Source organism: Rhodocytophaga aerolata, assembly GCF_030503435.1.
GTDB lineage: Bacteria > Bacteroidota > Bacteroidia > Cytophagales > 172606-1 > Rhodocytophaga > Rhodocytophaga aerolata.
Window position 1 is genome coordinate 1 of record NZ_JAUKPO010000045.1, and the last position, 13,954, is coordinate 13,954.

A 13,954-nucleotide genomic window follows, 5' to 3' on the forward strand; every position below is an offset into this window, starting at 1 on the left:
CAGCACTACCCTATGGCTGCCTAATGTTGCACCGGCTAATCCATAGTTCACGTTATACTTTAGTAAATACATTAGAATTTTAAGGTAACCGAGGCTAAAAAATTAGTCCCTGCTTGCGGATAATAGAAGTTCTCCGTTACAACCCTGGCATCATATATATAGCTATAGGTATATCCGTTAGGTTCATATAATTCATCGAAAATATTATTCACCAGCAAGTTCAACCCCACTTCCCGGATAAACTTTGTTCGAAGAGTATAGTTAATCCGTACATCATTTACAAAAAAAGCATCCAGTTTACGGGATTCACTAGACGTATTATCCAGGTATTGGCTGCCTACATATTTAGAAATAAAGTGCAGGCCCAGATTTTTTACCGGAGTATAGGAAAAGGTGCTGCCTGCCATTACTTTTGGCGAAAAAGCAATATCTGTCGAAGAATACGTAAGCAGCGTTTGGTCTCCCAGATCATAGTTGTCTATAAATTCATTATAGTTTCTGATTTTATTGGAACTAATGGTAGTATTGCCGCTCCATTGCAGAGCAGGCAACAGTTTAGCTGTCACATCCAACTCAACACCAGTACGGTAGCTTTTAGGGATATTTGTCCGGCTATACGCTCCTACATCATTTATTTGTCCGGTTAGTACCAGCTGGTTTTTATAGTCCATCAGGTAATAATTAATGCCCCAAGTCAGGTTTTTACCTCCTTTCCGATAGCCTACTTCTAGATTCCGTAACGTTTCGTGTTTAGGGCGGCTCTGTGGGGTCGATTGGGTAAAATCATCCCGGGTAGGTTCGCGGTTACCTATACTATACGACAGATAAATATTATTCTGATTGTTTAGCTGATAAGTAAGGCCTGCTTTCGGATTAAAAAAGTGTAGTTCTGTGGCTTGCTGCACATTATTTAAGTTCGTATCAAAGCCCAGAAAGGAATAATCAATGCGACGGTATTGCAAATCTACATAGGCAAGGAACTGATCAGTAAAGCGGTAATTGGCTTTGGCAAAAATGTTAAAATCTGTTTTTGTGGCGTCGTTTTCGTAGTACCTCTCCCGGATATTGCTATTACCGGCAAACCTGGCCCATATAATTTCGCCAAAATGCTTGCCCTTGTACCGGTTCCAGCCTCCGCCAAGAGTTGCGCTAAGCCTACCTAAACTTGTATAGTTGGCACTGTAGGTAAAGCCATAGAAATAATTATCCAGCCATCGGCGACGGATCAGGTCAGTAGATGCAATTACTGAATCGCCAATCGTGAGATCTGGTAATTTATAGTCTGCAAAATCATTATCCGGACGGAATTCTTCATAATATCCTTTTCCACGGGTCAGGTGCAGAGCTCCGTTTATATTCCAGTGTTTATTTATTTCCTGCGACAGAATTAGCTGATAGTTGTCCTGCTGATAATTGTCTACCTGGTTGTCATAAGTATAATAATTATAGGTGCGTCCAGAATTCAACAGGTTTGCCGCATCCGCCTCTGAAAGACCATTCCGGTCAATATACGCTAGCATGCCTTGCCTGTCGTTGCGGATGCGGGACTCTGGGGTGCCATACCAGGCCTGGTAGGTAACTTCCTTTCCGGAAAAAATATTGAGTTTTACCAGCGTAGACTTGCCATGATAGCCGCCAGAAACAAAATAAGAACCTAAATCGGATTTAGCCCGGTCTATATACCCATCGGACGAAATTTTAGAAAGGCGGCCATCAAAAGACCATTTTCCGGCAATCAAGCCACTACCCACTTTTACCGTATGCCGCCAGGTATTAAAAGAGCCATAGGAATTATCTATTTCTGCATAGGCCTCTTGTTTTAAGGTATTGGTTTGAATATTAAGACTGGCACCAAAAGCCCCGGCGCCGTTGGTAGAGGTACCTACACCCCGCTGTATCTGAATATTCTCTACAGAAGAGGCAAAATCGGGCATATTTACCCAGAATGTACCCTGCGACTCGGCATCGTTATAAGGAATGCCATTAATGGTTACATTAATTCTGGTAGGGTCGCTGCCCCGGATGCGGATACCGGTATAGCCTACGCCTGCTCCAGCATCGGAAGTGACCACCACGGAAGGAGTCTGGTTGAGCAGAAAGGGTAAGTCCTGTCCAAAATTCCGCTCGCGTATTTCTTCCGTGGAAATGTTGGTAAAAGTGGTTGGCGAGTTTTCCGAAGCCCGGGTAGCCTGTACAATTACCTCATCGGCCAGAATGGTAGCCCGGTTTAAGGCAAAATCCAGGGAGGTGGATTCTGTCAGTTCCACTGGCTGTATACGTTTTTCGTACCCTACAAAAGAAACCTCTAACACATAGTTGCCAGGTTTCAAGCCGGTGAGTGTATAGGTGCCATCGGAAAGGCTAAAACTGCCTTTATACGTATTTTGTACCAGTACATGGACACCGGGTAACGGTTCCTGGTCGGCAGCATCCGTAATTCTGCCGGAAATAGTAAGTTGTGCCCATGCAAAAAAGGGCAATGCCATCAATGCCAGCGGCATGAGTAGCTTTTTCATAATAAGTGGTAGTATAAGGTGAAACATAGCAAAAGCCACAGGGGTATGACTTTGCATTTGTTTGTTTACCGTTTTCCCTTCGCAGGCATTACCCTGATCAGGTTCAATGGGTATGATCTCAGCCCGAATTGTTGGGGCACCCCTAATTATGGCAAAGGTAGACCTTAATTATGGAATGGGGAAGTGAAAAAGCAGATTTTACTATAGAGAGAAGGATAAACTAAAAAACCTGCCTTACAGGGCAGGTACAAATGATTAAGTGGTTTGTTGAAAAGGGTTTCTTGGTATTAAGGAACAAGAAGGGTTTTGGTGTATACGTCATCCTGGCTGGATACTTTCACCGTATATTCCCCTTTTTTCAAAAACGAAAAGTTGATCTCTTCCAGTTTTTTTGATACCTTCTCTTGCAGGTCGGAATACACTACCATGCCTTTGCTATTCAGCACCTGTATATTTACATCGGTTTTTTGGGGGCTCTCAATGCCAATTTTAAAATTTCTGTACGTAGAATTAGGAATAAATATAACCCGCATTTTTTTAGTCACATTCAAGGTATCGTCTGTGGAAGCTATGTGGGAATAGGTATTTTCGAAAGTGCCCGCGGCAGCTACCGTAGCAGACAGGGCAACTGCTATAAGAGCAGCACTAAAAAATTTACTCAACCGTTTCATAAGGGTATGCGTGTTTAGATTAATTACTACCCAAATATCTATACAAAAGACCAAGCTCCTATCCCCCACAAAATGTGATTTTATGGCTCAAAAAAGCCCTTTTTAGTCAATTTTGTCTCATTTGTACTTATATTTTAGATAGCAGGCCAGGATGGTAGGTGGCATACCACTACAGATGGTTGCTAGCTGTGGTAAGTGGCAGAAACAGACTATACCCCAAAATGCGTGAAGGTGAATTCAGAAAAGAAAAAAAGGATGCTTTTTATTTTCAAGCATGGCGATAGGTTTTTGTTTATATTGAATACAGTATATTCTGGTAGTAGAAAATTGTCTTCCGGAAGATAGTATTCTACAGAAGAATATTTTGATTTGACAAGCCATCTATTTTAACACCTTTATGAAAAAGCTCAGCTATGTACTCATATTATTTCTATTTTCCTGCCACTTAGCAGGGGCGCAGGCTGTTTCTGGTAGTAAAAACAAAGTTTCGGCAGATATGGTAAAAACGGTCCATTCTTTTTTAACCTCGCTGCCGGATTCTCTTCGCAAAAAAGCTACCTATCCTTTTGAAAGTGAAGAACGCTATAACTGGTATTTTGTGCCCAGAGCCAGGAAGGGAGTACCTTTCAAAGAGATGACTGCTACACAGCAAAAGGCGGCTATGGCAGTATTGCAGGAATCACTTAGTAAACCGGGCTATTCCAAAGCGGCCGCTATTATAGAACTGGAAAAGGTATTAAAAGTACTCGAGAACCGCCCACCAGAGGATGATTACCGGGATTCAGGAAAATATTATTTCACAGTATTTGGCACACCATCCAGAAAAGAACCCTGGGGATGGCGGATAGAAGGCCATCATCTATCGCTTAATTTTTCATCGTTAACCAACGAAGTCGTATCTGCTACGCCGCTATTTATGGGCTCTAATCCGGCAATCGTACCCAGTGGGCCAGAAAAAGGCAAACAAATTTTAAAACAGGAAGAAGAACTGGCCCGTGCCCTGCTTCAAAGCTTCACACCAGCCCAGTTGAGAACAGTCATTTTTAATGAAGAAGCTCCTGGCGATATTATTACCAGCAACAACCGCAAAGCTTTATTAACTAGCAAAAAAGGCCTTACCTATGCCCAGATGACTGCCGCACAGAAAAAGTTATTTATGCAACTGCTGGATGAATATCTGGCTACGTTCCGTGAGCAAATGACCGAAAATCAAAAGCAAAAGATAAACAAGGCTGGCATGGATAACCTCTTATTTGCCTGGGCAGGCAGTACCCAACGGGGAGAGAAACATTATTACCGCATCCTGGGGCCTACAATCCTTATTGAATATGACAACACCCAAAATAATGGCAATCATGTACATACCGTGGTACGCGACTTAGCCAACGATTTTGGAGAAGACATCCTGAAAAAACACTACGAACAGCAATCTCACGGAAATTAATGCCAAAAGCGGCTGGTCTGCTGCAAATCCGACTTTAGCAGGTGATTTCATAAATGAATCGTTCGCAAATAAAATATTATTGCTTACATTCGTGCCTGAAACTTTATAACGCTAATCACATGAATATTCACGAATATCAAGGCAAGGAAATTTTAAAAAGCTATGGTGTCCGTATTCAGGAAGGTATTGTGGCCGACACACCTGAAGATGCTGTAGAAGCTGCCCGTATGTTACATATGCAAACCGGTACCCAGTTTTATGTAGTAAAAGCACAGATTCATGCCGGTGGACGCGGAAAAGGTGGTGGAGTAAAAGTGGCAAAAAATCTGGAAGAGGTACGTGAACTGTCTAAGAAAATACTGGGCATGCAACTGGTAACCCACCAGACCGGCCCTGAAGGAAAGAAAGTAAACAAAGTATTGATTTCACAGGATGTATATTATCCGGGGCCATCTAAGCCTAAGGAATATTACCTGGGTATTCTGCTGGACCGTGCCAAAGGCCGCAATGTAATTATGGCCAGTACCGAAGGCGGAATGGATATAGAAGAAGTAGCGGAACATACACCCGAAAAAATTACAAAAGAATGGGTAGATCCGCTGGTAGGCTTACAACCCTTCCAGGCACGCAAAATTGCTTTTTCCCTCGGATTAGAAGGCAATGCCTTTAAAGAAATGGTCAATTTTATCCAGGCTTTATACCGGGCGTATGTGGAAACAGATTCTTCCATGTTCGAAATTAACCCGGTGCTGAAAACGTCTGACGATAAAATTTTAGCCGTTGATGCCAAAGTAAATCTGGACGATAATGCCCTGTTCCGTCATAAAAATTATGCTGAATTGCGGGATATCACCGAAGAAGATCCATTAGAGGTAGAAGCCAGCAAATCTGGCCTGAACTATGTGAAACTGGATGGAAACGTGGGTTGTATGGTAAATGGAGCCGGTCTGGCGATGGCAACAATGGATATTATTAAGCTTTCTGGTGGCGAACCTGCCAACTTCCTCGACGTAGGGGGTGGAGCGAATGCCCAGACGGTAGAAGCCGGTTTCCGCATTATTCTGAAAGACCCTAATGTAAAAGCTATATTAATTAACGTGTTTGGGGGTATTGTGCGGGGCGACCGCGTAGCTAATGGGGTTGTGGAAGCTTATAAAGCCATTGGTAATATCAATATTCCCATTATCGTGCGTTTGCAGGGAACCAATGCCGAAGAAGGAGCCCGCATTATAGATGAATCAGGCTTAAAAGTGTACTCAGCTGTATTGTTGAAAGATGCTGCTGCCCGGGTAACCGAAGTATTGAAAGGCGTAAAGTAATAAAGTTTATATAACTAATTGTTGAAAGGCTGGTTTCTACCAGCCTTTCTTTTTTTGCCCAATTTTTTTTTACAGGTCAAAATCCGCTGTAACATAGGTGGCGTAAGTATGGCATCAAACCAAACAAACGATACAACCAATGAAAAAAACCATCTATGTACTAAGCTGTTCTATGCTGCTTACTACGCTGTTTACTCAAGCTATTTTTGCCCAGGATATGGCCATGAACAATACAGTAATGGTTGGGGGCGAAGCCATGTATCCACAGAAAAACATTGTGGAAAATGCCGTTAACTCAAAAGATCACACAACACTGGTGGCAGCTGTAAAAGCAGCCGGACTTGTAGAAACCCTGCAAAGTAAAGGACCTTTTACCGTATTTGCGCCTACCAACGATGCGTTTGAAAATCTGCCTGATGGCACCGTAGAAACTTTGTTAAAACCCGAGAACAAAGAAACCTTAACTAAGATACTAACCTATCATGTGGTAAGTGGCAAATATGACTATGAGGCTATATTGAAAGCAATCAAAGCAGGGAAAGGCAAAGCAGCTTTAAAAACAGTAAGTGGCGGTACGTTAACAGCTATGATGAATGGCAGCAAAAATATCAGCCTGAAAGATGAAAAAGGTAATATAGCCAACATTACTACCTACGATGTAAATCAGTCGAATGGAGTAATCCATGTGCTAGATAAGGTAGTGATGCCCAATTAGTTTGCATGAAAAATAAATCATAACAATATCCTTCTCCGGCGTGTTACTTACACAGAAGCAATAACTTTTGGAATTCATGAGTACCGATAACCTTGCTGACTTTTCCGGCAAGGTTATTTTTTTGCAGAAATACCCATCTGTCTATTACTTTTTTGTTCAATAAACACAAATTAAGTATAGCTCTTCATGCTGTTCTGGCGATGTACCTTTGCCGGCTATTCTCTACAAGTGCCTGTATAGGAGTTTTATATATTTATACCTGGTTTATGTATGTCAACTTTTAACTGGGTACGAGTATATGATCAAATGGGCTCCTTACGTTTTTGTGAGGCTCACGGCTTACCTGATCGCAGGCATTTTAGCAGCTGTTTCTTTTCCTGTTTCTGTTACGGCCATCGGCTACCTGGTGCCGGTCTTTTATTTTCTGGCAGCTGGTTACGTAGCTTTTTATTTACTGATCCGTATAGTATGGAAAGGCAAGCGGTTTAGCACCTTAACAGGCTTACTAGGTTTGATCATTATCTTTCTGGCAGGCTATGTAATAACCCATCAGCGTAACCAATCTACCCAGCCAGGCCATCTCCTCCAGCAACCGGCTTTTATTCAATATTACAGTGGAGTTGTTGTGTCGGAAGTTACTACTGGTGCCAAAAGCCACAAAGCTCACCTGGAGGTAACACACATTTATCAGCAGGAGAAATGGAGGAATGCTTCGGGCAAGGTATTACTCTACCTGGATACTAAAACTCCTAAACCCCAATATGGAGATAAACTATTGATAAAAGCGCATCCGCAACGGGTACCGGCTCCTGCCAATCCGGATGAATTTGATTACCGGCATTACCTGCAACTCCAGCAAATCTACCATCAGCATTTTGTAAAAGCCGCACAAGTAGCTATTTATGAGAACCAGCCTCCTTCCCGCGTGATGGCTGTATCTATCCGCATCCGGCAAAAGGCCGATAGTATTTTCAAAGTACATATACCTTCGCAACGGGAATATGCCATTGCCAGCGGGTTAGTCTTAGGCATCCGGAATGGACTGGATAATGAGATAAAAGAGGCATATTCCAGTGCCGGGGCTATGCATGTGCTGGCTGTTTCCGGGGCGCACGTAATTATTGTGTTTGGAATTATTACATTTTTCCTGCAACGGATAAAAAAGATCAGGTATGGGCAAGCTCTTTTTGCCCTGACTGCGTTAAGCTTATTGTGGTTTTATGCCTTTATCACAGGGCTTTCGGCATCCGTATTACGGGCAGTGGTTATGTTTTCTTTTGTGGTTATTGCCCAGGCCGCTAATAAGCAAAACAGTATCTACAATACGCTTGCCCTCTCTGCTTTTATCTTGCTCTGCTACGATCCTTTGTTGCTCATGGATGTAGGCTTTCAGCTTTCTTATGCTGCCATGCTGAGTATTGTCTATATATCTCCTAAAATTTACCACCTGTTGGAGTTTGATACATATATACTCGATAAAGCCTGGCTGATTACGTGTGCCAGCCTGGCTGCCCAGATTGGAACAGTTCCGTTGAGTTTACTGTACTTTCATCAGTTTCCTGTGTATTTTTTGCTGGCAAACCTGGTAATTATCCCTTTATCAGCCGTTATCTTGTATTTGGGTATCGCTACGTTGTTTTTCTCTTTCGTTCCGTATGTATCTACTGGTTTAGCTTTTTTATTGGAACTAGCCGTAAAGCTACTGAACCTGACTGCTTTCGCTACAGAAGCTCTGCCTGGTGCATTGATCAAAAATATTTCCATTAACGCCAGCGAAAGTTTGCTCCTTTACTTAGTGATTATTGCCTTTCTGCTTTTTGTCTACTACAAAAAGCTTATTTATTGGTCGGTAACTGTTGGCCTGGTTTGTTTGCTGGCCATACTCAATGTGGTAGAAATAACCAAACAGCATCAGCAACAACAAATAGCCATGTACAGCATAGCCAACCATACTGCCCTAAGTGTGTTAGAGGGAGGACAAAACTATTTTATGGCAGATTCAGCTTTGCTGCGGAATACCCATACCATAGATTTTCATCTGACAGGGCACTGGCGGCAGGCGGGTATTATTACCCATCACTTCACTAATTTTTATAAACCTGAGCCATTACCTGTTGCCTTTCAGCAGTTTCAAAATTATTCTATTCTGGTATGGCAGGGAAAAACGTTTTTATTCGTTCAAAAACCTATTTCTTCCTGGCAAGCTATAGCCAGCCTTCAACCTGATTATCTTGTAGTACAGCATAATGCTGTAAAAGACCTGACAGGTAAGGAAGCGTTTATCAAGCATTTAATTATTGATGGCACTACTAAACCGTATATTGCCAGTAAACTGGCCCAACAAGCTTTACAGGCTAAAATTCCTTGCTATTCCATCCGGGAAGAGGGGGCTTTTATTTTAACTAAAAACTAAGCCACGGCAGTAAAGAGATAGCCACAATGAATGAACCTTATGTTGTCTCAGCTTGACTATACCAATAGTACCTGCTTTCCGTTAGTTTAGCAGCTACTAGTTTTAAATTTCCACATTCTCAAATTTCCTCATTCAAACCTATGAGCCTGATCCTTTACGAAGTAAAAGAACACATTGCCTATCTTACCCTGAACCGTCCGGATAAGCGCAATGCCTTAAACAGTGAGATGGTGCAGGCACTGACAACCGCCTTCCGGAAAGCGGCTGCAGATGAGTTGGTGAAAGTAATTGTGCTGAAGGCAAATGGAAAAGTATTTTGCGCAGGAGCTGATCTGGCCTATTTACAGCAGTTGCAAAACAATTCTTTTGAAGAAAACCTGGCAGATTCTACCCAGCTAGCAGACCTGTTTCGCTTAATTTATACCTTAAACAAAGTAGTGATTGCCCAGGTTCACGGGCATGCCATTGCCGGAGGCTGCGGCCTGGCCACCGTCTGCGATTTTTCATTTAGTGTGCCAGAGGCTACATTTGGATACACCGAGGTAAAAATTGGGTTTGTGCCGGCCATTGTTAGCTTATTTCTGATCCGGAAAACCGGAGAAACCAGAGCCAGAGAATTATTATTGTCAGGAGAGTTAATTTCAGCGGAGAAAGCTAAATCGTATAATCTGATTAATTATGTAGTGGAAGCCTCAACACTTGAGGAACAGGTAGTTTCCTTTGCGCGGCAACTTTGTGAGAAAAACTCTGCCCAGTCTATGGCTCTTACCAAACACCTGATAGCCGATGTGCAATCATTGCCTGTAGAGGATGGTTTGGCTTATGCAGCCCAGATGAATGCCAAAGCCCGTGAAAGTGACGATTGTAAAAAAGGCATAGCTGCTTTTGTGAATAAACAGGAAATAAAATGGCTGTAATGCTTACACTAAACTCCCTTGTTAATTCACTACTAGTAGAGATCAACAAGGGATGAATAAGCAACTGTTTTTAGGCGAATGTATCTACCAGTACCAGTTGGGTTTAGAAAATTGAATCTAGCAGCCAGGTTACCAGCGATACTACAATACTGAACAGAAGCGCAGATATAAAGCCATCCACGGCAAAGCCTGGTACCAGGGCTGCCGCAATGTACACGATAATAACATTGATCACCAGCAGAAATAATCCCAGTGTAAGAATGGTTACCGGAATGGTGAGGATAACCAGTAGGGGTTTAACAATAGCATTCAGCAAACCCAGCACAATGGCTACAATAAGGGTAGTTGTCAGGGTATTGATACGTACCCCGTCTATCAGATAATCTGCAATATAAACGGCTACTGCCGAGAGCAGGAGTTTTAAAATAAATCCCATAGAGTGTTGGTTTAGATGGTTATTTTGTATTTCGCATGGTTATACGGACAAAGTTCACTTATGTTGATTTATCGGGCTACCGACTAATGAATATTCAGTTGGTAGCCTTCGCCAACCGCCTGTGAAAGGCTCGTTTTCATTCGCGGTGAATGTACAAAAAAATAGGTTTCTTAAGCTAGTACAAGCACATTTTACTTTACCCATTGCCATACATCTGGCTAAAGAAAGAAAAAACCCTGGTAATTTGTAAAATAACCAGGGTTTTAACTAAGGAAAGTGCGGTTAAAGTATAGTTTCCACAATCCGCATTATGTGCTCCAGTCCTTCCTTATCCTGTTCATCAAAATCATTCAGCTGGTCGCTGTCTACATCTAAGACCAGGGCTACCTGTCCATTTTTAAAAGCAGGGAGCACAATCTCTGATCTGGAGTCGGAACTACAGGCAATATGGCCGGGGAACTGCTCTACATCAGGTACAATAATTGTTTCGCGGCGGGTATAGCAGGCACCACATACACCTTTGTCAAAATCTATGCGTGTGCAGGCAATGGGTCCTTGAAAGGGCCCTAGAACCAGCTGGTTGTTTTTAACCAGGTAAAACCCCACCCAAAAAAAGCCGAACGTTTGCTTTAAAGCAGCCGCAATATTTGCCAGATTTGCTGTGGTATCAGGCTCACCGCTTACCAGGGCTTCTATCTGGGGAACCAGGGTGCGGTAAATCTCTTTTTTATCAGTAGTAGCAGGAATAATTAGTGTTTCAGCCATAAAATAGAGTAGGAATGATAAACGTATAAAAATACAGGGTTATCCCATACATGCGCAAATGATCAAGCTTGTAAAATGCATTGCGTACGAAGGTTTATTCCATTCAAACAATTATCCCTGATAAAAATTCCAGAAAAAAACACCAGTATACCTGTTCTAAAAACAGGCATACTGGTGCTGAGCTGGTTGTACGTACCAGAAAGTACGTAGTTATTGTTTTTTAGCCAGTATCGGATCAGAGTTATGATCTACATCGAATCCTTCATTCATAGATACATCGTCCGTGTTTTTGTGCAGCTGGCGTTGCTGCATAGTTTTGGTGCCCCGGGTTTCTTTTGCCGGCTGTGCCTCTACATCTTTTATATCTTTGTTTTTATCTTCTTCTTCTGCTTCTTTCATGGTTGGTTGAATAAATTGTAAAAAACATGTTTGTTTGTAAGTAAATTAATCCCCTTTTCACTTAGGATTCGCCTTATTTGCTCTTCTTTTTGCCACCGCCATCTTGTTTATTTACTGTGGCCCAGGCGCGTTTTTCTGCTTCTTTTTCTGAAACGCCCTTTTGCTCATAACTTTCTTCAATGTGTTCTGCCTGGCGTTTTTGCTTTTCCGTATAACTGGATTTATCTCCTTGTGGCATAGCTTTAAAAGTTAATATGTATAGCGAGTTCTACGGGAAAAAATCATTTAAGATTCATACTTGCTACAGGAATGTGTATATTTAGGTAGGAATACACCCCTGTATAAACTGCTGGTATGTTTCTAAAAAAGCTACTAAACCAACCATTAATACCTATGTGCGGAAGATACACCCTCGCAAAAAAGCCAGAAGTCATAGCCCAACGTTTTGACGCAAGCCTGGAAAAAGATACTTTCCGGGAAACATTCAATGCAGCCCCCACCCAGGTACTGCCTGTCATCAGCAATAACAACCCGGAAACTATCCGCTATTTTAAATGGGGACTAATTCCTTTCTGGGCTAAAGATGCTTCTATTGGGAATAAAATGATTAATGCCCGGGCCGAAACCCTAAAAGAAAAGCCTGCTTTCCGCAAAAGCCTGCAACAGAAGCGGTGCCTGGTAATTGCCGATGGATTTTATGAATGGAAAAAAGAAGGAAAAACCAAGCAGCCTTTCCGGATCACGTTAAAAGATAATGGGTTGTTTGCCTTTGCCGGCTTATGGGATGAATGGAAAGATGACAAAGGAAACAAGGTACAGAGCTTTACTATTATTACCACTGACCCGAATGAATTAATGGCTCCCATTCACAACCGCATGCCCGTTATTTTGCCCCCAGCTCAGGAAAAACACTGGCTCAGCAACGACCTGAACCCTGATGAAGCCATGGACTTACTTGTGCCTTACAATGCCGCAGACATGGAGGCATACCCGGTATCTACGCTGGTAAATTCGCCGGCAAATAACATTAAAGAACTACTTGATTCTCTGGAGAAAGGTGCCGGGGCTTCGTAAAATACGAATTGCCGTCCTATAAAACGGCCTGGTGCGCCCTACTTGTTCGATTAAACTGACTCATTTTCTCTTGACTGATCTGAGATATCTGCCATATGTTAACGTGTACTTATCCCTATGAAAAATCTGAATTATTTACGTAAGCTATCTTTAGCCGTTTTTACAAGTTCCATGCTGCTAACCAGTTGTTCACAGCAAAACACATCCGAAAACACCCAGCAAACGGCTGACACTGCCAGTACCAGTGCCCCGGAGGCTTACTATACCCTACAGGATTTTACCAAGGTACAGAAGATAGATTCTCACATTCATATACGCACACCAGATTCTACTTTTTTGAAGCAAGCCGAGGAAGATAATTTCCGTCTGGTAGATATCAATGTAGATGGCCCTTCTTCTCCGCCTGTGGAAAAACAGCGGGATATGGCATTGCAGCATGTAAAAGATTTTCCGGAACGTACGGTGCTAGCAACCACCTTTACGGTAAAGAACTGGACCGATCCGAAGTGGCAGGAGAAAACCCTGGCCTATTTACAAGATGCTTTTGCTAAAGGAGCCGTTGGTGTAAAAGTGTGGAAGAACATTGGCATGGAACTGAAAGACAAAAATGGAAAGTTTGTGATGATTGACGACCCCAGGTTCGACACTATATTCCGGTACATGGCCAAAAACAACATCCCTTTGCTGAGCCACCAGGGAGAACCTAAAAATTGCTGGCTGCCTATTGAACAAATGACGGTAGAGGGAGATAAACGGTATTTTAGTGAAAATCCGCAGTATCATATGTACAAGCATCCGGAATATCCTTCGTATGAAGATCAGATAAATGCCAGAGACCATATGCTGGAAAAACACCCGGATCTGAAAGTAGTAAGTGTACACCTGGCAAGCCTGGAGTGGGATGTGGCCGAAATAGCTAAACGTCTGGACAAATATCCCAACCTGGCCGTAGATATGGCTGCCCGTATTCCGCATTTGCACAACCAAGCCATAACAGATCATCAGAAAGTATATGATTTCTTCATCAACTACCAAGACCGGATTTTGTATGCGACTGATTTTGTGATTAATGAAGGCACCAAGCCGGAAGATGTAAAAAAGAGTACCCACGATACCTGGCTCCGCGACTGGACATTTTTTGCCACCGATGAAGTAATGAAAAATGCCAATAATGGCGCGGAGTTTAAAGGGTTGAAACTGCCTAAAGGGGTGATAGATAAAATATACCGGAAAAATGCTGAAAAGTGGATACCTGGGATAACCAAAACAACCAGGATATAGGCAA

General features: G+C 42.5%; 13 protein-coding genes and 1 riboswitch. Of the genes, 7 read left to right on the forward strand and 6 right to left on the reverse strand.

What is annotated here, in order from left to right:
• Positions 1-71: 71 nt before the first annotated feature.
• Positions 72-2,516: a TonB-dependent receptor gene (locus Q0590_RS33115; RefSeq protein ID WP_302041962.1), complete on the reverse strand. Its 2,445-nt coding sequence runs from the start codon at positions 2,514-2,516 to the stop codon at positions 72-74.
• A 57-nt stretch (positions 2,517-2,573) separates the two neighbouring features.
• Positions 2,574-2,670, reverse strand: a riboswitch (TPP riboswitch).
• Positions 2,671-2,803: 133 nt separating this feature from the next.
• On the reverse strand, positions 2,804-3,187 hold the full coding sequence (locus Q0590_RS33120; protein WP_302041963.1) for a T9SS type A sorting domain-containing protein: 384 nt from the start codon (positions 3,185-3,187) through the stop codon (positions 2,804-2,806).
• A gap of 397 nt (positions 3,188-3,584) precedes the next feature.
• Here Q0590_RS33120 and Q0590_RS33125 point away from each other — a divergent pair, with 397 nt between their 5' ends.
• The 5 genes from Q0590_RS33125 (at position 3,585) to Q0590_RS33145 (ending at position 9,995) form a co-directional block, all read left to right on the forward strand.
• Positions 3,585-4,631: a DUF3500 domain-containing protein gene (locus Q0590_RS33125; RefSeq protein ID WP_302041964.1), complete on the forward strand. Its 1,047-nt coding sequence runs from the start codon at positions 3,585-3,587 to the stop codon at positions 4,629-4,631.
• 119 nt (positions 4,632-4,750) lie between these two features.
• On the forward strand, positions 4,751-5,950 hold the full coding sequence (gene sucC, locus Q0590_RS33130) for an ADP-forming succinate--CoA ligase subunit beta (RefSeq protein ID WP_302041965.1): 1,200 nt from the start codon (positions 4,751-4,753) through the stop codon (positions 5,948-5,950).
• A gap of 139 nt (positions 5,951-6,089) precedes the next feature.
• Positions 6,090-6,665, forward strand: coding sequence for a fasciclin domain-containing protein (locus Q0590_RS33135; RefSeq protein ID WP_378410543.1), 576 nt, complete (start codon positions 6,090-6,092; stop codon positions 6,663-6,665).
• A 298-nt stretch (positions 6,666-6,963) separates the two neighbouring features.
• Positions 6,964-9,078 carry a ComEC/Rec2 family competence protein gene (locus tag Q0590_RS33140; RefSeq protein WP_302041966.1) on the forward strand — a complete coding sequence of 705 codons (2,115 nt, stop codon included), beginning with the start codon at positions 6,964-6,966 and terminating at the stop codon, positions 9,076-9,078.
• A 140-nt stretch (positions 9,079-9,218) separates the two neighbouring features.
• Positions 9,219-9,995 (forward strand): enoyl-CoA hydratase/isomerase family protein, encoded by a 777-nt coding sequence (locus Q0590_RS33145; RefSeq protein ID WP_302041967.1) that lies wholly within the window; start codon positions 9,219-9,221, stop codon positions 9,993-9,995.
• 103 nt (positions 9,996-10,098) lie between these two features.
• On the opposite strand, the gene Q0590_RS33150 is transcribed toward Q0590_RS33145, so the two are convergent.
• The 4 genes from Q0590_RS33150 to Q0590_RS33165 all read right to left on the reverse strand — a co-directional run bounded on the left by Q0590_RS33150 (position 10,099) and on the right by Q0590_RS33165 (position 11,833).
• Positions 10,099-10,431 carry a phage holin family protein gene (locus tag Q0590_RS33150; protein WP_302041968.1) on the reverse strand — a complete coding sequence of 111 codons (333 nt, stop codon included), beginning with the start codon at positions 10,429-10,431 and terminating at the stop codon, positions 10,099-10,101.
• Between the two features lie 282 nt (positions 10,432-10,713).
• Positions 10,714-11,196, reverse strand: a complete 483-nt coding sequence (locus Q0590_RS33155; protein ID WP_302041969.1) for a GAF domain-containing protein — start codon at positions 11,194-11,196, stop codon at positions 10,714-10,716.
• A 210-nt stretch (positions 11,197-11,406) separates the two neighbouring features.
• The gene (locus Q0590_RS33160; protein WP_302041970.1) at positions 11,407-11,595 is read right to left on the reverse strand and encodes a hypothetical protein; all 189 of its coding nucleotides are present in this window, start codon (positions 11,593-11,595) and stop codon (positions 11,407-11,409) included.
• Between the two features lie 73 nt (positions 11,596-11,668).
• Positions 11,669-11,833, reverse strand: coding sequence for a hypothetical protein (locus Q0590_RS33165; RefSeq protein WP_302041971.1), 165 nt, complete (start codon positions 11,831-11,833; stop codon positions 11,669-11,671).
• 155 nt (positions 11,834-11,988) lie between these two features.
• On the opposite strand from Q0590_RS33165, the gene Q0590_RS33170 reads away from it, so the two are divergent.
• Together Q0590_RS33170 and Q0590_RS33175 are read left to right on the forward strand one after the other, a co-directional pair.
• Complete coding sequence (locus tag Q0590_RS33170; protein WP_302041972.1) at positions 11,989-12,669, forward strand: SOS response-associated peptidase; 681 nt, start codon at positions 11,989-11,991, stop codon at positions 12,667-12,669.
• 117 nt (positions 12,670-12,786) lie between these two features.
• On the forward strand, positions 12,787-13,950 hold the full coding sequence (locus tag Q0590_RS33175) for an amidohydrolase family protein (RefSeq protein WP_302041973.1): 1,164 nt from the start codon (positions 12,787-12,789) through the stop codon (positions 13,948-13,950).
• The last annotated feature ends 4 nt before the right edge of the window (positions 13,951-13,954 follow it).

What these genes read in the sequence shown, in the direction of transcription:
- Q0590_RS33165 (WP_302041971.1), bottom strand. Translation starts at nt 11,833, where the DNA reads ATGCCACAAGGAGATAAATCCAGTTATACGGAAAAGCAAAAACGCCAG.
- Q0590_RS33170 (WP_302041972.1), top strand. Translation starts at nt 11,989, where the DNA reads ATGTGCGGAAGATACACCCTCGCAAAAAAGCCAGAAGTCATAGCCCAA.
- Q0590_RS33175 (WP_302041973.1), top strand. Translation starts at nt 12,787, where the DNA reads ATGAAAAATCTGAATTATTTACGTAAGCTATCTTTAGCCGTTTTTACA.
- Q0590_RS33150 (WP_302041968.1), bottom strand. Translation starts at nt 10,431, where the DNA reads ATGGGATTTATTTTAAAACTCCTGCTCTCGGCAGTAGCCGTTTATATT.
- Q0590_RS33120 (WP_302041963.1), bottom strand. Translation starts at nt 3,187, where the DNA reads ATGAAACGGTTGAGTAAATTTTTTAGTGCTGCTCTTATAGCAGTTGCC.
- sucC (WP_302041965.1), top strand. Translation starts at nt 4,751, where the DNA reads ATGAATATTCACGAATATCAAGGCAAGGAAATTTTAAAAAGCTATGGT.
- Q0590_RS33140 (WP_302041966.1), top strand. Translation starts at nt 6,964, where the DNA reads ATGATCAAATGGGCTCCTTACGTTTTTGTGAGGCTCACGGCTTACCTG.
- Q0590_RS33135 (WP_378410543.1), top strand. Translation starts at nt 6,090, where the DNA reads ATGAAAAAAACCATCTATGTACTAAGCTGTTCTATGCTGCTTACTACG.
- Q0590_RS33115 (WP_302041962.1), bottom strand. Translation starts at nt 2,516, where the DNA reads ATGAAAAAGCTACTCATGCCGCTGGCATTGATGGCATTGCCCTTTTTT.
- Q0590_RS33155 (WP_302041969.1), bottom strand. Translation starts at nt 11,196, where the DNA reads ATGGCTGAAACACTAATTATTCCTGCTACTACTGATAAAAAAGAGATT.
- Q0590_RS33125 (WP_302041964.1), top strand. Translation starts at nt 3,585, where the DNA reads ATGAAAAAGCTCAGCTATGTACTCATATTATTTCTATTTTCCTGCCAC.
- Q0590_RS33160 (WP_302041970.1), bottom strand. Translation starts at nt 11,595, where the DNA reads ATGAAAGAAGCAGAAGAAGAAGATAAAAACAAAGATATAAAAGATGTA.
- Q0590_RS33145 (WP_302041967.1), top strand. Translation starts at nt 9,219, where the DNA reads ATGAGCCTGATCCTTTACGAAGTAAAAGAACACATTGCCTATCTTACC.